General features: G+C 39.6%; 19 protein-coding genes and 3 pseudogenes. 12 read left to right on the forward strand and 10 right to left on the reverse strand.

What is annotated here, in order from left to right; translation table 11 throughout:
- Positions 1 to 11: 11 nt before the first annotated feature.
- Positions 12 to 1,361, reverse strand: coding sequence for an ATP-binding protein (locus WKK05_RS40785; RefSeq protein WP_341532186.1), 1,350 nt, complete (start codon positions 1,359 to 1,361; stop codon positions 12 to 14).
- Between the two features lie 402 nt (positions 1,362 to 1,763).
- On the opposite strand from WKK05_RS40785, the gene WKK05_RS40790 reads away from it, so the two are divergent.
- Positions 1,764 to 2,099 carry a hypothetical protein gene (locus WKK05_RS40790; protein WP_341532187.1) on the forward strand — a complete coding sequence of 112 codons (336 nt, stop codon included), beginning with the start codon at positions 1,764 to 1,766 and terminating at the stop codon, positions 2,097 to 2,099.
- A gap of 32 nt (positions 2,100 to 2,131) precedes the next feature.
- Here the strand turns inward: WKK05_RS40790 and WKK05_RS40795 are convergent, their stop codons facing one another.
- Positions 2,132 to 3,283 (reverse strand): pentapeptide repeat-containing protein, encoded by a 1,152-nt coding sequence (locus tag WKK05_RS40795; protein WP_341532188.1) that lies wholly within the window; start codon positions 3,281 to 3,283, stop codon positions 2,132 to 2,134.
- 44 nt (positions 3,284 to 3,327) lie between these two features.
- Between WKK05_RS40795 and WKK05_RS40800 the strand changes: the two genes are divergently transcribed.
- Positions 3,328 to 3,501 carry a hypothetical protein gene (locus WKK05_RS40800; protein ID WP_341532189.1) on the forward strand — a complete coding sequence of 58 codons (174 nt, stop codon included), beginning with the start codon at positions 3,328 to 3,330 and terminating at the stop codon, positions 3,499 to 3,501.
- A gap of 125 nt (positions 3,502 to 3,626) precedes the next feature.
- Here the strand turns inward: WKK05_RS40800 and WKK05_RS40805 are convergent, their stop codons facing one another.
- The 3 genes from WKK05_RS40805 to WKK05_RS40815 all read right to left on the reverse strand — a co-directional run bounded on the left by WKK05_RS40805 (position 3,627) and on the right by WKK05_RS40815 (position 5,293).
- On the reverse strand, positions 3,627 to 3,758 hold the full coding sequence (locus WKK05_RS40805; RefSeq protein WP_341532190.1) for a hypothetical protein: 132 nt from the start codon (positions 3,756 to 3,758) through the stop codon (positions 3,627 to 3,629).
- A 78-nt stretch (positions 3,759 to 3,836) separates the two neighbouring features.
- Positions 3,837 to 4,979 (reverse strand): IS4 family transposase, encoded by a 1,143-nt coding sequence (locus WKK05_RS40810; RefSeq protein WP_341531013.1) that lies wholly within the window; start codon positions 4,977 to 4,979, stop codon positions 3,837 to 3,839.
- Positions 4,980 to 5,128: 149 nt separating this feature from the next.
- Positions 5,129 to 5,293 carry a hypothetical protein gene (locus tag WKK05_RS40815; RefSeq protein ID WP_341532191.1) on the reverse strand — a complete coding sequence of 55 codons (165 nt, stop codon included), beginning with the start codon at positions 5,291 to 5,293 and terminating at the stop codon, positions 5,129 to 5,131.
- Between the two features lie 199 nt (positions 5,294 to 5,492).
- On the opposite strand from WKK05_RS40815, the gene WKK05_RS40820 reads away from it, so the two are divergent.
- The gene (locus WKK05_RS40820) at positions 5,493 to 5,852 is read left to right on the forward strand and encodes a hypothetical protein (RefSeq protein WP_341532192.1); all 360 of its coding nucleotides are present in this window, start codon (positions 5,493 to 5,495) and stop codon (positions 5,850 to 5,852) included.
- A gap of 523 nt (positions 5,853 to 6,375) precedes the next feature.
- Here the strand turns inward: WKK05_RS40820 and WKK05_RS40825 are convergent.
- Positions 6,376 to 7,071: a tetratricopeptide repeat protein gene (locus WKK05_RS40825; protein WP_341532193.1), complete on the reverse strand. Its 696-nt coding sequence runs from the start codon at positions 7,069 to 7,071 to the stop codon at positions 6,376 to 6,378.
- 211 nt (positions 7,072 to 7,282) lie between these two features.
- On the opposite strand from WKK05_RS40825, the pseudogene WKK05_RS40830 reads away from it, so the two are divergent.
- Both WKK05_RS40830 and WKK05_RS40835 read left to right on the forward strand, forming a co-directional pair.
- Positions 7,283 to 7,429 (forward strand): annotated as a pseudogene (locus tag WKK05_RS40830) (DUF1993 family protein); the annotation flags it as partial.
- 105 nt (positions 7,430 to 7,534) lie between these two features.
- Positions 7,535 to 7,830, forward strand: a pseudogene (locus WKK05_RS40835) (hypothetical protein); the annotation flags it as partial.
- Positions 7,831 to 7,840: 10 nt separating this feature from the next.
- Here WKK05_RS40835 and WKK05_RS40840 read toward each other — a convergent pair.
- On the reverse strand, positions 7,841 to 8,317 hold the full coding sequence (locus tag WKK05_RS40840) for a response regulator (RefSeq protein ID WP_341532194.1): 477 nt from the start codon (positions 8,315 to 8,317) through the stop codon (positions 7,841 to 7,843).
- A 1,082-nt stretch (positions 8,318 to 9,399) separates the two neighbouring features.
- On the opposite strand from WKK05_RS40840, the gene WKK05_RS40845 reads away from it, so the two are divergent.
- From WKK05_RS40845 to WKK05_RS40855, 3 genes are all read left to right on the forward strand, one after another.
- Positions 9,400 to 9,579, forward strand: a complete 180-nt coding sequence (locus WKK05_RS40845; protein ID WP_341532195.1) for a hypothetical protein — start codon at positions 9,400 to 9,402, stop codon at positions 9,577 to 9,579.
- Between the two features lie 223 nt (positions 9,580 to 9,802).
- Positions 9,803 to 10,036, forward strand: a complete 234-nt coding sequence (locus WKK05_RS40850; protein WP_341531938.1) for a hypothetical protein — start codon at positions 9,803 to 9,805, stop codon at positions 10,034 to 10,036.
- Between the two features lie 357 nt (positions 10,037 to 10,393).
- The gene (locus tag WKK05_RS40855) at positions 10,394 to 11,755 is read left to right on the forward strand and encodes a right-handed parallel beta-helix repeat-containing protein (protein WP_341531939.1); all 1,362 of its coding nucleotides are present in this window, start codon (positions 10,394 to 10,396) and stop codon (positions 11,753 to 11,755) included.
- Between the two features lie 472 nt (positions 11,756 to 12,227).
- On the opposite strand, the pseudogene WKK05_RS40860 reads toward WKK05_RS40855, so the two are convergent.
- Together WKK05_RS40860 and WKK05_RS40865 are read right to left on the reverse strand one after the other, a co-directional pair.
- Positions 12,228 to 13,419, reverse strand: a pseudogene (locus tag WKK05_RS40860) (ISAs1 family transposase).
- A gap of 540 nt (positions 13,420 to 13,959) precedes the next feature.
- Positions 13,960 to 14,394 carry a response regulator gene (locus WKK05_RS40865; RefSeq protein WP_341531940.1) on the reverse strand — a complete coding sequence of 145 codons (435 nt, stop codon included), beginning with the start codon at positions 14,392 to 14,394 and terminating at the stop codon, positions 13,960 to 13,962.
- Positions 14,395 to 15,665: 1,271 nt separating this feature from the next.
- Here WKK05_RS40865 and WKK05_RS40870 point away from each other — a divergent pair.
- The 3 genes from WKK05_RS40870 (at position 15,666) to WKK05_RS40880 (ending at position 18,502) form a co-directional block, all read left to right on the forward strand.
- Positions 15,666 to 16,295 carry a hypothetical protein gene (locus WKK05_RS40870; RefSeq protein WP_341531941.1) on the forward strand — a complete coding sequence of 210 codons (630 nt, stop codon included), beginning with the start codon at positions 15,666 to 15,668 and terminating at the stop codon, positions 16,293 to 16,295.
- Positions 16,277 to 17,035 carry a transposase gene (locus tag WKK05_RS40875; RefSeq protein WP_341531942.1) on the forward strand — a complete coding sequence of 253 codons (759 nt, stop codon included), beginning with the start codon at positions 16,277 to 16,279 and terminating at the stop codon, positions 17,033 to 17,035. Before WKK05_RS40870 ends, WKK05_RS40875 begins: the two co-directional genes overlap by 19 nt.
- Before the next feature lie 1,212 nt (positions 17,036 to 18,247).
- Positions 18,248 to 18,502 (forward strand): hypothetical protein, encoded by a 255-nt coding sequence (locus tag WKK05_RS40880; RefSeq protein WP_341531943.1) that lies wholly within the window; start codon positions 18,248 to 18,250, stop codon positions 18,500 to 18,502.
- 1,891 nt (positions 18,503 to 20,393) lie between these two features.
- Here the strand turns inward: WKK05_RS40880 and WKK05_RS40885 are convergent.
- Positions 20,394 to 20,786 carry a helix-turn-helix transcriptional regulator gene (locus WKK05_RS40885; RefSeq protein WP_341532201.1) on the reverse strand — a complete coding sequence of 131 codons (393 nt, stop codon included), beginning with the start codon at positions 20,784 to 20,786 and terminating at the stop codon, positions 20,394 to 20,396.
- A 100-nt stretch (positions 20,787 to 20,886) separates the two neighbouring features.
- Between WKK05_RS40885 and WKK05_RS40890 the strand changes: the two genes are divergently transcribed.
- A complete protein-coding gene (locus WKK05_RS40890) occupies positions 20,887 to 21,783 on the forward strand; it encodes a tyrosine-type recombinase/integrase (RefSeq protein ID WP_341531944.1) in 897 nt (298 codons plus the stop codon).
- Positions 21,784 to 22,298: the final 515 nt, after the last annotated feature.

Here is a 22,298-nt window from a genome sequence, read left to right on the forward strand (position 1 = left end):
GAACTGCTCCCTCAACTACCTAACTCCGCTGCTTCTGCCAAAATCGGATTGACATCAAACCAAGATTCACCCCCATCTCGATATTCAAACACAAATCTACTACGGATTAGCTTTTGGTATCCTTGGTCATCGCTGACTTTCTTCTTTTGCTTAACATAACGTAGTAACTCCCACTCCGAATCCGAAATCGGCATCGTCATCTCATTGCGTCGAGAGCGAATCACTTGCTCTAGGGTATTACGGGAAAGTGGAAGTATCATTTCTTCCTGAATCCAGGTATTCAGCAATCTGAGCAAATCTCGCACATGACCACCACTCGCTCTGCACAGGTGTTCTAGCGTTTCTGTATTATCGAAGACTTCACTGATGTAGTTTAACCGTTCATCTGGTTGCAAATCAGGGAATGCCCTAGCCAGTACCATCTGCTGCATCAGCCCCATCCCCTGCTCATGTATGCTCCCGTCTGGCCATTGCACTGGAACCATCGGCAGTACTTTCGGGTCTTCTGGGAATCTTTGGGTCAGCGTTCCGTAATCGTTCGAGAACTTCAGCGCCAAGGGCATTGTGAAAACTAAGTGGCAATTCAGCTTTGTCAAGAACTCCCCCTGATCCACAAACAAGTACTCCTGCTGCGGACGACCCCACGGCTTAATCCGGTTGTCTATACGGTCGAGGTTATCTACTATCACTACCAGTCCCCTTTTCCCCTGCTGCTTGAGTTTGGCGATCGCAGGCTCTAGCAGCTCTCGGTTAATCGCTTCGAGGAGTCTGGTCTTCTGTGGCCCCAGGTACTGGTTAAGTTTCTCTCGCAGTATCGGGTTACTTTTCGTCTTCGCTGTGATTTCACCGATTCCCAACGCAAGAGAGAATTTCTCCTTTTCTGTAGATAAGCCAACGTCGCCAACTGGTGTTTTTAGCTTCAACCCCGTTACCTCGGAGTCTAGCGCCCTCAATGCCCCTTGCAGCAGTTCGTGGAATTTGTTCGGTTCCGAGAGCGTGATTTTCTCCAGGCTTTGGCTTACACGGTGAGCGATCGCGAGTAGCACATCTGCTATATCTACGTCCGTCATTTCCAAATCTTCGCTAGACTCGAAATAAACCACATGGAAGTCCAGCGCTTCTAGTTCCACCTGTAGCCTGACTAGTTCTGTCGATTTCCCGCAGCCGATATGACCAGTGAACAGGGTGCAGGTGGGTTCGTTCGCTTTGAAAAACGTAATTTTCTGCTTCAGCTTGCCAATAATATCGCCACCCCTGACTGGAGAGAAATCAATGTAGTACTTCTTATCTAAGCCTTGATTGACCTGTAAAGTCCGGCTGGGGTCTGTTCGCTGGAAAAACTCTAGTAAATCTATGGTCATAAATAAGTAATGTAATGGTTTTTAATATTTTTTAGAAAAAGAATAATATTAGACTTTATTAAAACAGAATTCAGGAGTCAGGAGTCAGGAGTCAGGAGTCAGAATTTACCTGAGTGCGACTGGCAGATAAATTGCAAGGGTTTAAAACCCCCACGCTTATTGGAGATTTAGTGGTCTTCTCCGAAAGGGAGACGTAATCATCGAACAATTAGTGGCGGATTTGAATCTCACACTTTCTTGTTCTGACTCCTGAATTCTGAATTCTTCTTCAAGACTTTATTAAATAACACTACACTTATCTTTACTCCCATATTTTAAGTGTTTATGCCTTGACATGAATATTCAAATACTTGCAGTCATGGGTAACCCCCAGTAGTACCCTCAAGGGTAATATTTCAGGCATTGCGATGGACTCAGCCTATATCTGCAAAGCGTGGGATTGTGTTGTCTAGAGGGAGCGAAACTATATTAGCTTCGACAGCAGCCAGCCCTACAGTGTTGATAGAGTCAAAACAGAGCGGCGGTGCATCTCTACTTTATGCAAGCGATCGCCTAATAGCAGTACTAAAGGCGCTCGCACAGATCGCAATCGGAACGCAAAGTAAGCCCACAGCTTTCTCTCCAGCAGGACTACTGGGCGCTAGTGAGTTTTCTGGAGGTGCGTTGTGGGGGACGGGTGCAGAGGGTGTTCAGTGGGGGGTATGTGGCGGTGTTCGGTGGGATGGGTCGGGAGAGTAAGGTTTGCTGAGAAATTAGAGTATAAATTAATGCTATGCAGTCTTCTTTTGTTTTAGTAAAGCTTGAGGCACATTTATAGCTGCTTCTAATCCTTGTACATCTTCCCATCTTGTAAACTCATTCCAAATAATTTCAGTGAGGTAAGCGCCTCGGAAGTCAGCGTCTCTGAGGTCAGCGCTATTAAGGTTAGCACCAGAGAGGTTAGCGCCTCGGAAGTTAGCGCCATTAAGGCTAGCGTTACACAGGTAAGCGCCTTGGAGGTCAGCGCCATTAAGGCTAGCGTTACACAGGTAAGCGCCTTGGAGGTCAGCGCCTCTAAGGTCAGCACCTTGGAGTTCAGCACCTTGGAGTTCAGCAGCTTTGAAGTCAGCGCCTCTGAGGTCAGTAGCTTTGAAGTCAACGCCGTCGAGGTTAGCGCCTCTGAGGTTAGCGCCAGAGAGGTTAGCGCCTCTGAGGTTAGCGCCAGAGAGGTTACTATCGTTTAGTACTGATTCTTTAAGGTTAATCTTTTCAAGCTTTGCTTCTATAAAAATAAATTTCAAAAGTTCAGTATCACGTAAAAAATATAAAATCCTTGCTTGACGCTCTTGATCACTGCTCAACCTCCGTAATATTGACGAACTCCTGACGCGAGCAACATTAATTGCTGTATCTAATTCTGAATCTTGTTCTATCTTTTCTCTTGTTTTTTTTACATCACTAAAATCTAAAGTTTTAATTTTTTGTGATAATTGCTTGTCAAGCAATATATCTGACATTCGGTCAATATAAGCTTCTATACCTTCTTCACGCGAATTAATCTCTGCTATTTCTCTTTCAAGGTTACTTTGCTGCTCAGTGCGTTTTTGCTCTCTACGCTGAAATTGATATCCTAAAATAGCTACTAAAATTGGAATAGCTAATGTACCAGCTAAGCTCAACCAATCCCAAAGAGTCTTACCTGATTGGAACTGCTCAGTTTCTTTCCTAACCTTAATAATCTTCCCATCTTTAGGGTTTATTACTTCTTCTATGCTTACTGATTTATTTGAATCTGTCCCAAATCCTGTGCCATACAAATACGTCCCCGAGACAACAGGAATAAGAGTAGCCACAATAGATATAGTAATTAGCACACGCCCCCAGATTTTAGAGTTTGCGATCGCAAACTGCTTACTAACTTCTGCTTGCGTAATCTTTGCCATTGCTTAAATGCCTGTGTTAGGAGTTTTACTGCTGATGAGGGTTTATGCTTGCTACACCTAAAATATCTGCTTTTACGGACTCTCCGCGCAATATTCCGGCTCCTGCGGGTAAACAACGCACTGCACAAGAATCTCAATTGCTGACAATGGGTGCAGGCTCTCTTGAGACCACCTGTGTAATAAAAAACTGCCCAGGAGTAGAACCGGAGCAGTTTTAAGCAGTGGAATTTATATAAGGGACTTTTAGGCTGTCGTCCCTGACTTTACATATAGTAGATTCGGTATGTAATCAGATACAGCTAGAATTTTGGACTTTCCGGAAAGACACAAAACAAGGCAGTTATTATTCCAATTTGATATCAGGTGCTTTTACTTGACGGGTTGCCCCTCCTTGTCGATTATCAGGAGAGCCTACTTTGGGTGGCTTAAAATTACCTTGATTTTTTAACAATTGTTCTTGTTGAGCTTTTACCACTTTCCTTCTCCCTGGTATTTACTTAGGTCTAAAATTAAGCTTATTTAAGGCTACAACCTTGAGGGGGGACAAAAAGGGCTAGAATGCAGATAAAATAAGCCTCATAGCCCTTTCTCCTTGTTGATAATACTTACGCTTATTAGGAGCTAGTGTCATTAACTCAGCCACCAATTCATAAGAATTTTCCATGAAATCGACCCAGTTAGACCCATATAATCCAATATAAAAACTGCTATGACGGCGAACTGTCCGCCCAGATTCTTTAATTCTGCCTACATATTTTTGAACACCCATGCGTTTAATTTTTTGACCAGATATAGTTGCAGCCGTGTATGCAAGTGAGATTAATAATATTAGGGAAATTAGCCTTTGACCTGATACATTAGTATCTTCTAAATTATAACCACCGCTTTTAAAATCTCTAAACATTTCCTCAATATCAAAACGTTGTTTATAAGCCTTAATAGCCGAATCTAAATCATCTAAATTAGTCAGAATAAACCAGCCCTCTTCCGGCGCAACTCCAAAACGTTTCCGTTTCCATTTAGTAGCGAGATTAAAGCTAACAAACCCTTGAGATTTCGTATATTTAATACCTTGGTAAAAGAAGGAAAGACCAGGTGCTAAACCCAAATCTCTTAATTGCAGCCAAATTTCTGGTTCTATTTCTATAAATGCGTCCTTTTTTAAGCGTAAGCAGAAATATACTTTCTGCTCTGTGAGCCAGTTAGCCAACTTTATTGAACAAAATTCTCGGTCTCCTAACACTACAATTTTATAATCCTTGAAAATCGGTAATGCTTTTTTAAATACTGCTTCTTGTTCATCAAAATTACTTGAGCCTAACTTGTCTAATAGCTCAAAATATATTGGGATAGACCTTTTGTCCCAAACCACGCTAATCATTAATAGATTAATGCATCCCCAATTAGTCCGATCTATAACTACATAAATAACTTCATTTAAAGGAAAATTTATTTCTAGCCAGCTTTTGATAATTGGAAACCAAATTTCTTCAACATTGATGTAATTTAAAGATAAAAATCGCTGAAGTTTTTTCCTTCTACTTTCAAATAGTATTGGTATTGGTAAAGCAGTCGCTAGCGCCTCAAGGCTAACAGTTTTAATAGATTGTAATAAACAGATAAGGAGTTTTAGTAATAAGTATTCAGTACGTCCAAGCTCTCGCTTGAGGTGTGTCTCGTAGAATTCTGGTAATATTATCATTAAATAGAGCTTATTGCGAATGAATGCTCTTTTTGTTTTACCACAAATTGCTACACTCGTTGCCCTATATCTATTTCAGGGTATTTCGTATCCCCTCAAGGGCTACAACACAAAGGTAATGTCTTATATAGAGTTATCTAGAGTTATCTAGGTTGTTGAAAAGTTTTACGCAAAAAAACCAAAAACTTTGAAAGTGCCATCACACAAGGAAAAGGAGCAACTGCTGTAGAATTACACTGCTTTGTTGCCCCACGTAAGCCGCGATATTTTTCAGCAGCAATGTTCAAGCTATATCGGTCGAGATCCATTGCAACTGTGTTTTGAGGGAGCAGCGTACACAGCATAAATGATTAAACGCATATAAAATCGAGAGCATGAAGACACTGCTGACCCGTCGCTCCCTTATGCATGGAATACGTTGTCTTCCGGTTTAAATCACTCTGCTAGCTTTGATATGATGAGTTAGCTAGACCGAACGCTTTCCCTATGTTCACCTGAAGTACCTACATGAGCGACGCTGGACAGTCAACTAATCGCCTTGACCGAATTGAGCGAATTTTGGAGCAAGTTGCTGCTAATCAAGGAGTGCTGCAACAGACTGTTCAGCAAAACAGCACTGCCATAGCCGAGTTACGGGAAGTGACCCAGCAAAACAGCACTGCCATAGCCGAGTTACGGGAAGTAACCCAACAGAACAGCGAGGCGATCGCTCAAAACAATCTAGCCATCGGGGAATTACGTCAACAGTTAGGAGATAGCGTGGCTGACCTCATACATACAATCGATTACGCAATTGAACACATGGAGCAGATGATTTCCAAAGCTTTTAGGCAAGGTGGCAACGGCTCAAATCCTCCTGGTGAGTGAGTACTGTATTAAAATAATGGTCAGAGCTAATGCGAAGCTATGCAGTATTATATCTGTGACCAGGAAGCGACAAAGGAGTGGCTACGTCTCGACTCAATCGACTACATCGTTGAGTGCTTAGAGGCGTGCGAAAGCTTCGAGATGCTGGCGGATTTACGAGAGATATTCCTCAGAAAGACGCGCTCATGTTGCTAGTGTCAAAGTGAGTGCTAGCCAGAGAGAAAGAATTATTATGAGGGTTGCAGCAGTTGAACCAATCGCAAGCTGCATAAATCAACACTATCAGCTACATTTTGGGAATAATAAGTTAATAAGAAGGCGTTACTAATGCAATATAATAACTTAACTACTTGCAAGTTAATACCTCATTAGTAATGACAAACTCTATTGCATAGTTTATCAAGAGTGGATTTTATAATATTGCTTCAAATTCTCAAGATGCGAAATCTTCCATAATCAATAATATACGCTAAATATAGTGATTGAAAACAGAGTCACTTAACAGTTATAAATAAAGAGTTTATTAAGACTGTTGACTCAGTTTTTGTATCTGTTCTTCCAAAGAAAGAATATGCCTATCCGTTGGTGGTAATTCGCGTAAAATCTCAAGTGCTGTTTGGTAACACTCAAGTGCTTGTGAGTTTCGAGATAATTGTTGAAAACAGTTACCCCATCTTTGCAACACGCAAGCCTTTTCGAATTCATTAGCTTTGAGAGGTTTAATTTCAAGCGAGGTATTATAGCAAGTGATCGCCTGTTGATAGTAAGGAACTGCTTGGGTGTATTGTGACAAGCCGCAATGCAAATCAGCCACAGATGCTAATGCACCAGCTTTGAGCCCGTGATTGCAAAAGTCAACGGGAGCAAGTTGAATGGCAGTCTCATAAGTAGTAAGTGCTTGTTGATAAGTGGCGAATGCTTCTCTATACTGCTTGTTGGTTAAGTATAGTTCGGCTAATCTTTCAATAATCGTTCCGTGATAACTGATATCAATCGCATCACTGTGGTATGTAGAAAAGACACTATCATATGTGGCGATCGCTTGCTTTAAAGTCTCAATAGCCTCTGTATACTGCTGCTGAGATAACTGTAGCTCGGACAGCTTTTCGAGAGCAAAACCCTTGCGCTTAAGAGTTTTGAGGTCATTAGGAGCAAACTTGAGTGCAGCATCATAGATGGCGATCGCTTGAATATAAGTTTCTATAGTCTGTTGCTGCATAAACTAACCAAAAACACCAGATTATAGCCAATCCCTTCTAATATTAGATGGGTTAGCTCAAAGTCGCTTGAATTTTTGGCTCTATCGGGTTTGATATGCTAATGTAACATACGATACAAAATATTGAGCTGCTTTGCTTAATCTGTTGGAATATAGCTGTTGATTCAGCATAGTTTAGACGATAGAACCGATTTTTTGTGGAGAAATATCAATGACTATTTCAATGTACCAAGCGTCAATACCCGTGTCTATTCGTGCACTGAATAACCTTGCAAATATTCTTAAAAAAGGTGCTGTTTATGCAGAAACTAAAAAAATAGATCCTTCTGTATTGATTAATAGTCGTCTATCCCCCGATAGCTTGTTTAACACAAATCTTGGCGCTGTATAAAGGTATAAACTACCCTGAAAAAACCTCTTGCAAGAGGTTTTTTGGCTACTGCCTTCCCTTTACTAATACTGGGATAAAAAACATCGCTTAAGAGAATCTCGCGATTTAATGCCAAAGGTGGTGATAGGAGGCATCACTAGTACTGTCTCAGTCATAGGTTCGCTGCCTATGATTACAGGGTTGTAAGCTAATGAGCATTGAAGTTGCATAAAACCAGGGCTGAAGCCCTTACTACAAGCGAATCAATCTGGAAAAATGAATGGCGATTAGCTTACTTACCTTTTATAACAGTATGGTTGCACAATCCTTGGGTACGGTTGATACTCACTACCCCTGTACAGTTCTGGTCTGGTTACTCCTCCTACATAACCTCAACAACTAGTGCTTAAACTGGGAGTAGACGGTCGTCAATTTCTCTTTCCTGCTTTTTAAAAGTTTTGCTACTTCTGCAATTAACTGCTCTGGAGCCAAAGGCTTTTCCATATAAGCCTGAAATCCAGCCGCCAGAGCTTTTGAGCGTACCTGAAATTCAACATCACCAGTTACAGCAATCGCTGGAATGTCTCTTTTTTGTGGTAGCGGCAGCGAACGGATCTCCTGTATTAACCAATACCCGTCCTTAAACGGCATATTAATATCTGAGATTAAAATATCGACCGGGGATTGTTTAACGGCTTCTAATCCATCTTTTGCATTGGATGCTGTCACTACCTGTATTCCATAGCTTTCAAGAATAAAGCTCATCAAAACCAGGTTATCCTCTAGATCATCGATGACAAGAATTGTTAGTTCCTTGAAAATATCTATATCTGTTCTATCATTTTCCTGATTCGGAGCAACAAAATTTTCTGACATGATAGATTTACCCCTTAGCTCTCCAATCAATTACAAATCTTTTTACTTAGAGCTAGCGCTATAGTTTGGCATTTTAACGGGGGTATATTCCGAATTTTGAGTATTTTTTCACAAACACTACACCCTGTTTAATAAAAGCGCGGCTCTTCTAATGCCACTAAAAAATGGGACTTGCTGAATTTGAATATAAAATTCAAAAATCAACTCTTTTCAACTCTTACTTTCTGCGAATCCGCGCCTCTGCGTGAGATACAGCAGAATTCAGGAGACAGAAGTCAGAATTCAGAATAAAATAGGCTTTATACCTGACTTTGAGACCTATATTGTGTACTTCATCAACTTGAAATCTGCTGTAAATTCATATTCTCAATCAGCAACTCCAAAAAATTGAGTATCGTGATATCTGTAGCTACGACATCTAACTACACTATGTGAAATCATATTATTAGAAATGCTTATTCATTTTATTATCCCCCTGGTGGGGATTATTTATGCCTTATTTCCCCTTTAAGAGGGATTGTTTTTGTGCAAAATATCCCTCCTCAAAGCTGATTTTTTAGGGGATTTGAAAAGCCGACGCCCTGCTTTACTTTGTAATAGAGGCTTCCTTTGCTCCAGACGTTGGCAGGGAATTCAATTTCGGGTTAGTGCTTTGGAATTGCACTTGAAATTTCACAAGAGTGTGTTAGATTAATAATCCCACCAAAAAAGTTTTTATAGAGATTATTCAGTTGCCCGTGTGCTAAAAAAGGGAATCAGACGGCAGAGTGCACTGCATTGGTGGTAGTGAAATTATAGTTTTATTAACAGTTAACTGCTCACAATCATTCTGGTATAAGCAGGAGGAGCAAGCAGATAATATTTTGCTTGAAAAGTAAGTGTTTGTACTTATGAAGTGTGGTCAGATCAGGTGAAAAATACTTGCGAAAGTTAAACGAATGCTGTGAAGTAGCTCTGAGGAGTCTTCCCACTCAAGAAAAAATATCTCTTTGAGATGTGCAATCCAGTGTGCTTAAAAAAGGGAATAGAGCAGCAAGATGTATTAACTCGAATAGTGGCGTTGCTGATTAAGAATAGAGTTGTTGGGAAATCAGCCGAACAATGTCTATAACTCAGCAATGGCAGATATCCCAGTCATTTTGCTCAAAAATACTTACAACCTAAATGGTGCAGGTGTTTCAGCAATTTCTATTCTAACGTTATTTCCCAACAAATCTAATATGAATTTGCCTTACGCAAAGGTGCAAAAACTCAAAGAATAAGGTTGAAGAAGTATCATTTGAGGAATTCATATTTCGATACAGCAACGCCCAAATAGTGATTAAAGGCAATTGCACTAGAACATGGTACTTGCAAATATTCTGATGCAGATGGAATCGGGAAATATTGTTCGTACTTATCAAGTGTGGTATTTGGAGATAAAAGTTAAGCTATTCAAGTTTAACTGTGTTTGGAAAATCAAGTAGTACACAGGAATTAAACCAAATGAATACGGATTTTAGTTTGAACAGCTTCTTTAATTTCATCAAAGAGAACAACAAGGATCTCAACCCAGACCACTATCAAATTGCCTTTCGGCAAGAAGGATTAGGTGTTCAGCTTGTACTGAAGTATATTCAAGGTAGCGTCCAGATCCTTATTCAGCAAGGGTTTCAGAAATACCGTGCGTTCGCCCTGCTTCACACAACTAGAATTAATGCGAACCGAACAGTTAATTGAAAACTGGTATGAAGTCCAGAGGAATTTGTCTCTTCAAGTGGCTCATGACTTCATACTGGAACATCTTGAACAAAGAGTGGGCTTGGACTCACATAGGAATGGCACTAAGATAACGGCAAACCTATTATTTCTAAGGCTTTTGGGTGTGGGGTGTAGGGTGTGGGGTGTAGTGAGCAAGAAGTTCATTAATGTTCTTATCCCATTCTATTTTTCTTACTCTTTCCCTACACCCTACACCCTACCCCCAACACCCTGCCCTAGCGACGTTTCACCTTTTCTTAGTGCCATTCGACTCACATAGTCAGATTCCTGTCAATGCGTAAGTTCTGATTTTATCAGTGATCTTAAGGATAACTCATGACTACTAGAACGGTTACTACAACTGCTGATACTGGCACAGGCTCTTTACGTGCGGCTATTTTTGCAAGTATAAATGGAGACTCAATAGTGTTTGCTCCTGCATTAGCTGGTCAGACATTGACCGTAGGTAGCACACTGATCATCGCCAAGAATATTACAGTAGATGCCAGTGCTGCACCTATGTTTACTATTAGTGGTAACAATGCTTTCCGGTGTATGGCACTGGGTCAGGGTACAACCATCACCATTAAAGGTCTGACCTTTATTAATGGCTACATGACTGGTAGTTTTACGGCTGGAGGCTTAACAACCTCTAGTTACTGCAATACCACAGTGTTAAACTGTACCTTTAGAGGTAACAAAGGTGACACAAGTGGGGCTATACACGCAGGTTTTCAAAGTAAGTTAGTTGTACGTAATAACCTATTTGAGAATAATGATGGTACTCAAGCAAATAATGGCTTCGCGGCTGGTGGTATCGCCACTAGAAACCGAGGCTCTTTAGAGGTATATAACTGCGACTTTTTCAACAACAAGGGCGTTGTGGGCGGTGCTATTTACCGATCTCTTGGTGGTCTTATAGTTGAAGACTCAGAGTTTGGAGGCAACACATCTAAACAGGGTGGCGGTGCTATTTATACAGACGGTTTTGGTCAAGACTCAGAGACCGTAGCTAACCGAGTAGGTGGCTTAGGTCGTCTAAGCCGTTGCTACTTCCATAACAATATTGCGTTGGCTGGCAACGGTGGAGCGGTTAACTTCTTTGACTATTACCCTGATACTTCAGTAGTTGAAGACTGTATTATCACTGACAATGAGTGCCGTGGTACTTATTACGGTGGAGGCATCCGACTAGCAGGTACAACTCAGCTATTAAGAACCACTATCGCCAGTAACATATCTGCTAGAGATGCAGGTGGCTTATGGCTAGATGGTTATATCAATGGATCTACTGCCACTGTAACCCTGATTCAAGTTACGTTTTCTGCTAACTCAGCAGTACGCAACGGTGGGGCTATTTCCATTAATGGTAGTGCCAAGATATCAGCCACCTTTGACAACATAACCGCTAAGGATAACCTAGCGGCTGGTAGTGGTTTCATGTGGAACCCTGTAGGCTCTTATGTAGTCTCTGACTCCGTTTTTGACCGTAACTCAGGCACTAATGGGCAACAGATCGCCTATACCCTTACTGAGGGTGGCGGTAACTATAGTTACCCTGCTGTATCGGGTACAGGTAAGAAAATAACCCCTAGTATCACTCAGGTAGATCCATTGCTAGATGTGCTTACTACCACAGGTAGACCTAAGCATCCTAAGCTAGTAAATAGTCCTATTGGAACATCAGGTGACTTATAACTAATACCTGACCTCTAACACCCAACACCTAACAAAGAACCCCTAGACATCTAGGGATTTTATTTGACTAACTATAGTTATATAACAATACCTTAGCCAAAATAAGAGCATGAAAAGGTAGGGCGCTTCGTAGTAGAGCTATTGTCTCTCACAACGACAACTCAAAAACTACAAGCTACTCATGCCAGACATCTTATCACTCTTACAATCAGGGCAAACGCATCTTATTTGTTAACAGTTTAGTAAGCTACATTTAAACTATTAATCAAAAACTACTTTTTGTTAATAAAATAGTAAATTTGAATCATTTTATATTTGTAATAACTAACAGTTGTATTATCGAATGCTCGAAATAACTTTAAATTGTAACTAGATAAAATTAAATATTACAATATAAGTAGAAAATTCATGCCATCACTACTACTAATATAAATATTTTATTTTCGTTTCAAATTTTAAGTAATTATTTTACTTAAAGTTGCGCTAATACTCTGACTAAATATTCGTTATCTATTGCTGCTAAAAATCCTTTGTTCTTTATCCCAACTTTCATCCGTTTTTCTTTACCTAAAAGATTTACTGCTATTTGACGTAATACTGCAAAATTATAAGAGTGCATTATCTTTTCTGATGCGGCATTCATCTTCTTTTAATGCTACATCTAATAACGGCAGTCGCTACAACGGGGGGAACCCCCGCAACGCGCTGCCTCCCCAATGCAAAGAATTCTCTACTCCCCAATGACCACGAACTGCCTTAGCAAACTTTTCAATATTATTCGGAAGACTAATGATAAAATAACGAATTTCTACTGTTGTTTCCCCTTTTTCCTGACGAATATGCTCCACCATACCAACACTATTTAATTTTACCCAGTCTGTATTAAAATTTAACTGTGCTTTTTCTGATGATATCATTACATAATGACGAATTTCTTTTCGTCCATGCCCTTTCTCTTCTGTTGTGTATCTTCCCTCATCTAATCCCTGAAACCCTGTCTGTATACCGATTTTGAATAAGCTTTCTACATATGAATGTAGATGACCTTGGTTTTCTTTTAATGTAATTACATAATCTGCATCTTGCCTAACTATTTCTTTTTGACAACCTATTGATAAGATTGTGACTATACATCCAGATATTTCTAAAACTTTCAGTAATTCTGGTATAGCTGTAATCTCATTTGATTTGGCATTTGTTTTGACTTGTCCTAGTACTAATCTATTATGTACAGCCCAAGCATTTACCATATGTATTGCTGCTTTATCACTGCCATTATCATAAGAACCACGCAATGTTTTTCCATCTATTGCTACTATATCTTTCTCTATTATCTTTTGTATTGATTTCATCCAATTCACAAAACACTGTTGAAATTGTTCTGGTTTTATTCTGGCAAATACTCTCGCAAAGGTATCATGTGTTCGCGTAGCGTCTCCGTCAGGAGACGGAATCCCATTTGGCAATTCTAAAAAAGTTTTTAGCCAACCATGTTTTGCACATCCATACATTTCTATTTCTATCCAACCCTCTGCTCCACATATCACTGCACAAATCGCTATCGTCAGAATATCAATTAATTTGTGTCTTTTTGTCCGCTCTATTCTTGGATCTTCTATTCCCAAAAAGTGGTCAGCTATTGTAATTTTGGGCTTCAGTTTCATGTTTATTTAATATCTATTTCTATGACAGCACACCTAAATCCAGGTTAGGATACTACATTTGTCTATCCTTGCTGCCATATCTTCCATCCTGGGCGATCACAACTGTTTTTTTCGCTCTATACTCCCTAAATCCCTTTACTACCTGCTTTCATGGTCTTGTCCTAATCTCCATCAATATTTAGATGCGTTCGCCCTGCCCCCAACACCCTGCCAAGCGCGAGATTTCACGTTTTCTTAATGACATTCAGTGCTAGCCAAAGGGAAAGAATTGTCATGAGGTTGCAGCAGTTGAACCAGTCGAAAGCGGTTTGTGAAAATCCCTATTTTGGTCAGTACGCTTTGTAAAATTTTCACATGGCTATCGAATTGGTGCTTGTTTGTTCTAATCAGCACCTTAATAGTTCGATAACTTTCTTGTCTATTTCGTCAACTAAAAATTGTCTGGAGTATTGATTTGAGAAGGTTGCTTTAACGCTAAAGTTTTGTACCGTCAAGAGAACGCGTGCGTTCTTAAAGTTAATCTCTATGAATAACTGTCAATTAAAAATCATCCATTATCTGATAGCTAGGCAAAAAAGCCTTCACAAGATAGACTAAACTATTGAGTGAGCGCGATTTACAAAAGTAAGAGTTAGCGCCTAAATTCATTGCTTCTAAAACTTGGTCTTTATCTTCTGAGTTTTTCATAACCACAACTGGTATATGTATCAATATTGAATGTTGCTTGAGCCACTTGAGTAACTCGAAATCTGACAGGACAGTTAAATTTAAATCTATTAATATTACCACAGGTAGAGAAGAGCAGTAGTTGTGAGTATTAGAAAGTATCTCTTCAAGATAATATACAGCTTGGATTTTGGAGTGCATTATCAAGACAAAAACCTGGTCTAACAACGCCTGCTCAAGCATATGCTTAATTAAAAGTTGTGTAGGAACGTCAGAGACTAGTAGAATAGTGTGTTCAGCTTTATTCATAAACTGGCTAAATAAAAGTACATTCGTCAGAATCACTCTTCGTAGGGAAGGAGCGTGGAAAGTCAAAGCGGAGGTTTCTCCCAAATTTGGATGTCTGACGATAATCGGCTGTGCATTTACGAAAAAGCTTACGCTCCAATTTCTCTTTCCATAGACGCTTTTACAGTGAGATAGAAGTCTTGGTAGGGTTTCCCTCACGTCAGCGTCAGCGAACCGTTAGCTTAGCATTAACGAGTTTTCTACAGCCCTTCTCAAGATAATTTTTCTGTTTATTACTAAGAAAAGAGTTTAGCTTGGCATAATAAAAAATACTAAATTTACAAAACTTAACTATGTTATGATTTCATTTTGCCAGTTAAGATTTAACAAATCAATATAGGGTAATTGATTATTTAGACATAAAGAATAGGATTATGCCTTTACACCTAACTATTTGAATTTCCATTTATATATTTAATTAAGCAGAGATACAGCGCTTCCGGCTATTATGCAATATAGTTTTCTCCTTGCCCCTCTCCTATCATTGCTTTCAGCTTTTAGGACGTACCTCATATCTGCTGGAAGTGCTGTATAATAAATTTTACCTGACCCTAATAGCTTTTGTTTTAATTGCTAAATATACCCTAAAAATAGTTGGGTATAATAAATTTATTCCTTTTATGTTAGCAGTAAAGAATATATGTGTTAGTCTCCGGAATTGAAAATTTAATTAGAGTAATTGGTGCATAAATAAACTAGTCAAAAAGCATCAGCAAATTGAGAGTTCTGTAGTCTACTCTACGAAATTACCTTTGCGGAGTGTCTCATAACCAAGGGCTTAACAATCAGCGAAAAGCTAGAGATTAGTTTTACTCCAATTTTTTGCAGATTAAGAGTGTAACTTTTTAATTTAAGTGGCAGGATTGAATCCCTTATAAAGATTTTTTACCTAAATCCTGAATTCTAAATTTAGACTTTTTTATGAATCAATATTTCTAGTTATTAGTAAGAAAGTAACTATATTTGAGCTTGTTTATTTTTCAGTTAAGTATCTAGGCATAAAAACAGATCCAGCCTTGTCCCAGCCCTCCGGGCTGGGACGACATCTACGAGACATTTTGAAAGAAAAATAGTTAAATAAAGGCTCGGTTTCTTTCAGTTATTCTATTTAGCTTCTGAAATGTAGTTTTTCACTCTCCCCCCGTCTGTGAGGGTTTGCAGTATAGGTAAAAGTAGGGGTGAGCATCATGTGGTAGTGTAAAAAATAATTGTGCAATTTTAGCTAAACACGAATGAATCGACTGAGCAAAGAAGACCTCGCACAAATGAACCGGGACTACTTCCAATCTCTGGATAAACAGAAATTGGTAGAAGTGGCGGGTAATCTTCATTCTCTGGCAGTCGAACAAATAGAAAAATTAGAACAAAACTCAAGCAATAGTTCCCTACCCCCATCATCAGACCAATTTAGAAGCACATCTTCTTCGGAGTTAGAAGAAAAACAAGAAACGGGGAGTGAAACTTCTGTTTCGGAGTCAAAGCAAGAAAAGAAGGAAGTTTCAGAAGAAAGCGAGAAACCGAAAAGCAAGGGATTTGGGAAAAAATTACCGGGAAAGCAAAAAGGAGCTAAGGGAATATGGCGGACAACACCCTTGGTTGCCAGTGAAATAGTTGCCCATCATCCTCTAACTTGTGCATCCTGTAACAGTTCGTTAGAAATAGACCCCGATGCAAAACCCCACATGGGTTATTACGTATTAGAACTAGAAAAATTAGATTCTGGAATTGAGGTAAGATGTACGCTTCATCACTATTATCAAGCAACTTGCTCTTGTGGACACCACACAAAAATAAAGCCACAATTTGGTTACGTTTCGGTAGTTGAAGGAAGAAGTAGAGATTTATGCTTAGTTCCCCGGTAGTTGAGGAATTAATTGAAGAATTGCAATCGGCAGAAATAATCCACCTTGACGAAACACCCTGGTATGAAAAGGGGAAATATCGATGGTTATGGGTAGCTATTACAAGTACAATTGCAGTTTTCCACATCGGTAGTCGTCGCAAAGAAGAATTGTTGTGTCTGATAACCTCGGCATTTGTGGGATGGTTAATAACTGATGGCTATGGGGCTTATATTAATTACCCTAAACGCCAACATTGTTTAGCTCATCTCATCCGCAAAGCGATCGCTTTGACCGAAGCTGTAGATCGGGAGGTAGCGGATTTGGGGCAGTGGCTATTAGAAGAACTAAGGGAACTAATACATGAGCTTGCCACTGGCGACGGGGATAAGGATGAAACCGACTCAAACCCCGCTCGCCTTTATCGAGTCTGCCGATTGGCTACGGGAGTCGAGCATACCAAGTTAAAAGCTCTAGCAAAAGAGATTTTAGCTGACTGGGATGCTGTGGTTGCGTGTTTTTATCATCCGCAATTACCACCGACCAATAATGAAGCAGAACGGGCTTTAAGACATGCTGTTATTGCCCGACGTCTTAGCTATGGAACTCGCACTAGTGAAGGTAGTTTAGCTTATTGCTCTGTTTTGAGTGTTATTGAAACTTGCAGGCTGAGAAAAGTTGACCCTTGGAGTTATATTGCTCAAGTTCTAACCCAAGCTCGTAGAGGTATAAAACATCCTCCTATTCCTGTTGCTTCTTAATTCCTTTTTATTGGGGAGAGTGAAAAACTACTCTGAAATTGTTTTATAAAGGAGTAGAAATGAAACTCAGTGCAAGTGAACTACCATCCACTAGCAGCTTATTTTTACTGGGACTTAAACAAAAAACGGTTAAAATAGCCTTAAATGTACGTACACAAAGGCTTTGACATCATTTACCTAGTTTCTTAATATATCTGGGATTATACAAACATTCTCTCTTCTGAGTACGCTTGGCAGCTAGGTATTTTATAACTATCTAAAAAACTAGTTTATCTCAGATTTTTACGGGTAGTCTAAATCAGGATTTTCTAGCAATAAGTTTCTCTAATTGAACTAAGTATTTCATTTTAGTCACATTTTTAAGCTGGCGGCTTTTAGCTTCTTATTGTTAAGCTTTGAATATTTTCTTCTGGAACTAGTGAGATAACTGTACGTCAGCTATGTAAAATTTAGGCAAGAAAAAAATAGCAACTTTAAGAAAGTATAAAGCTGGGGAAAATCTACCCTGATAAATGTTATTTTAATAGAGTTGATAAACTACTTGCGGAAGGTAATTACCTTCCGCAAGCAAGTGATTTGATGAGTTCCTATTGCTGTTATACAAAAGTTGAAAAACAAGGAAAAGGATTTACGCAGGCTGCTATTACAATATAGCAAATAACAGCTTAATTACTCATCCTATAGGGGGATAAACTAGAAAAATCAGTCCAACGTTAAGAACTGTAGGCAGGAATATCAACAACCGCTATTGAGGTTTAGTAGATTTTCCATCTGTTGCTCGTCTATCGTTTGGTTCTGGTATTCGTGTATCGCTGTTTCCCACTTTACCAAGTTTATACTTGTTAAGTAGGGAGTAGTTGTTTCAGACTGCTTTTCCTTGGATATTTATCAGTGAAGTATACTTACTGATGCTTTTGTACTGTTTAGAAGAGGCACTCTTTTTTAAAGAGTGCCTCTTACAGTTGTATCTTTGTTGTGTCGAAAAGCAATTCGATAAGACCGGGCTTGCTAAAGATGACTAAGTATTAATTACTTGTGTGCCATACAAATTCTGTATGGCACACTAATATTTTTTTGCAGTCTTTCCTTAATTATAATTACTATTAGTAGGTTAATAACATTTTTAAATCAAGCTCCCCAGCTGATCGATGGGTTTCCTACACCTTGCACGCAAGTTGTTGATCCTTCTGGTCTCTGCCGGAATAGTCCAGTATGTCTAACAGAATTTTCAAAACTCATGTTTCAGGTCTGGGAGTGTGCGAAGCTTGCAGCCTGGTCTTCAATCAAGTTCTAGTCACAATAATATTGCCGAGAGGAACAAGAGTTGAGCAAAAAGAGTTTTTAAAGATTTGGATTCAAGAGTACACGCAAAGTTTGGTGTCTACGGGAGCCTGGGATACTCCAGCAACAGAACATGAAGTCAATCAAATTCTTAACGAGGTGTTTGGGAAGCTGTACAGAAGTTAGTTTAGTCAAACACTTTTGATAGCGAGCGCTCTCATCATCGTGCTGGTAATCTGACAAAAGTTACCCCATCTTACCCTCGTCACTCTTGTAGTTGATAGGCCCAAAGTCTCGCGTTGGGTTGGCTGTTGGCACTGCTTGCACACAAAGTTGAAAATGCGAGTGTGAATCTTACGCTTATGCGCTCTGACGGTGTACTCTCGGACTTCAATTATCTTACTGAGTATTGGCTAACTTTATGGCTCTACTTCTTTAATAATAGAGAATTCAGAATTCAAAAGTCAGGAGTGATGCCCTGAGTTTCGACCGCGCTCAACTACCGTCGGTCGCTGGGTCAGAATTTGATAGGAGCGCAACACAACGACCACGCTCAGTGCATCGCTGGTGAATGTAGTAGTTCACCAACCCAAAATTGCTGTGTAGGTCGAGCAGGGGGAGAATTGGAGGAAATACTGCTACTATTCATTGATTTTGCAACGCCAGCCTCCCTTGCTGACTACAACGCAAGCGTTGTCTTGGCAGACTACTAGAACTTACTCTTGGCTTTGACCAGCAAATAGAAAACTGCCCTGGAGCAGAGCCAGAGCAGCATAACAAGAAAATAAGTTTTATGGAGATGCACGGCTGTTTTGCCTTTTTGAAATATAGATAATACAGAGATTCCTTAAAGTTAGTAATCTTAAAGATAAGCTTAGTCGTCACCTACTAAGCTTATCAGACTCACGCAGATAACCATTAGGCTTACGCAGATTTCCATCTTGCTTTCTACGTATTCTCAGATACGTCTACTTCTGGTGCTGTAAATTTTTAGCAAAGCTTGGCTATTGTTAACCAGGCTTAAGAATTACGCAGAGTACTGCTAATATATGGTAAATGACAGCCCATTTGCTCATCCTATAGAGTGAGCTTTTAGAAAAATATACAAAAGAATTAAAAGGGACAAAAGTAGCGAGCCTGTCATCAACAACCATGCGTCGACTAAACCCTTTACTGTCGGTGGAACCATAATATTGCCGTTTTTACGTGCTTATGCTTCTAATTCAAATTGGCAATATTATCCTTCCACTGTCTATAATCCTTACAGGCTATACATTTGGCAATAAAATGGTTGATAACGAACCTGGACTAAAAATGTAGGATTGAAATCTCCTAAAAACCTGAAGCTCTTCTGGCATAAGCATTTAGGAATCATACACCAACCAAAAAATCAAATCTTAAGATTACCTTTTTTTGGCAAGCTTATAATTCCATTTTGGATTTCCGGCAATATTATGGTTCCAATGCATCAAAAAAGGATGCGATCGCTTCACGAAATAATGAGTATTACAGCCTCCGTTGCGGCAATATTATGGTTCCAGTCGCGGCAATATTATGGGTTAACCGACATTTACTCAGAAAGAGCTTCAAAACATTTTTTAACTATGTATCCCTCAAAGTCTTCAATTGCTCCTTTAAAGTTCCCTATCAATCCTCTGGCTAGTCCACGTATGGCTTAGGTATTGCGCTCGTCTGAGGAAAGTGTTGTGACACTAAGTCATTACGAAATATTCGGTCATTCACCACTGAAGAGGCATACCATCATCAGCTCTTCAACTCCGCACAGAGACAATTATCTGCAATAGCCGTTCGCTGTCTTCGTCTCCATTGGCGTAGCCATGCGCGTGTGGGAGAAGGCTTAAGCCATGCGCGTGTGGGAGAAGGAGAAGGCTATAAGCAAGAGCTTATCGCTCTGCTTGTGAAGTGCGCTATTCATCTAGCGATAGCCGTTCGCTGTCTTCGTCATCATGTAGACCATATCCTGGCTCTAAACTTCTTCAAGTCTCCACTAACTTTGTGGAAGCGAATTAATTGAAACAAAAAATCTTCTGGAGTAAACAGCTTTGCTGTTTTATCTTCAATAACAATTTAGAAGCGAATAATGGAAACGACCGGGGATTAAGCCTGCGATTGCGTTTGGCACTGGCGAAGTTAATAACGGTGATAACCATATTTCTTCAACAGCCGTGCCTGGAGTCCAACAGTGGGAGCAAAATCTTATTACATCTGACGTGACGACAGCAACACCGCGGACAACAGCATCAAGGTACTCCGGTGGAACTTGCAATGCAACCGCTAACCCACGCTGACTTTTGCTATTGAGCTTGGTAGTCATCCCTCGTTCAATCTTACCTATACTCTGGAGGTGAATACCTGCCTTTACCGCTAAATCATTTTGACGCTTGCGAAAGGCTGGTGCGTATTCTTTTAACGTACTCTGCCAGCGTTTCTTGGGGTTGGGGGGTGTTATCCATACTTTTAATGTGTACTAAAATATATAACTAATTATTTTACTTAAGTGCGTATTTGAAATAAATTTTACTGCTTTTATTCAAATCTAGAGGTGAAACTTGACAACTACATTAGCACAAGTTACTACAGCTTTCTTTTCCCGGCAAGGATTAGCTACAAGTACACTTAAATCTTACGAGCAAACACTACTATCTTTGCTAAAAGCACATGGCAGGCTACCTATAGAACTAGTAGACCGTCAGCTCCTAAAAGATTATCTTCAGAGTTTAGATGATTTAAGCTACACAACACACAATCGTCACCAAGCAATAATCAGCGCCCTGTTTAATTTTGCTGTTGAGGAAGGTTATATCCAATCAAATCCTGTAGGCCGATTAAGTCAGAGGAAACCAGAGCGTGCGCGAGGAGAGCATAAAACAGACGAAATCATACGTTATTTCACACCAGCTGGCTTAGATGTCTTGTATGCAGGTGTGAAGAAGTCGAATGCAAGGTTAGAGGCGATAGTTTACTTGCTACATCGAACTGGAGCCAGAATTGGAGAATTATTATCTCTACAGTTATCAGAACTAAATTTTGAGCAACGCAAATTTCAAGTGGTTGGTAAAGGCAACAAACAACGCTGGTGTTTTTATAGCGAAGATGCAGATAATGCTTTACAAGACTATATTAAATATTATCGTCATAAAAATAGTACAGCATTATTCACTGCCCAGCACCCGACGACTAAAGTTGTAACCCCAGTTTCGTACAGAACAGTGAATGCAGACTGGAGGAAAGTAGTAGATCAACATGAAGAACTCAAAGAAACTCGGCTACATGACCTGCGTCATACTTTTGCTACCGAACGGGTTGGTCTGATGGCGATTGAAGAGTTAAGGGCGCTGATGGGACATGAAAATATTCAAACTACTTTACGCTACCAGAAAATAACGTCTTCTAGAGCAGAATTAGTAGCTAAGACAGCTTTAAATAGTTTAGTTAGAAGTATATAATTTTTTTTAGATTTTGCTAGATTGATCGCTTCTAAAACACTACTTAGATAAATTAAAGCAGAGTATTACACATACTCTGCATCAAAGGGGTGAGGGTTGAGTAGCAGGAAATTTTAAGTATTGTCATTGGAAGGATAACTTGTCCGTTACGGACACCATATGCTTCTAATCGCAAACGGACAAGTTATCCTTCCCTAAAAAGATTTTTTAAATCAGAAAAATAAACACCATAACCCTGTTTTGTCACTCTCGGAAAACAATAATCAAAGCCTTGCTCTGAGGTTTTGATTTCATCAACATTTGAGGCTTTATTTCCTAATAAAAACTAAAATTCATAGCTAAAAGCTGGAAACTAAAGCTGCATAATCCTTTGGGCTATTGCATTCTCCCAAAGTGACAAAACAGGGATAACTCTTAAAGAATTTACAAGCTACGTACTGAAAGCTTCAGCCTATATACATACCCACTAAGCAACGCCACCTTGGACACAGTAAGTACGGAATTAGGGAATTTCA

This window comes from Nostoc sp. UHCC 0302, assembly GCF_038096175.1.
Classification (GTDB): Bacteria; Cyanobacteriota; Cyanobacteriia; order Cyanobacteriales; family Nostocaceae; genus UHCC-0302.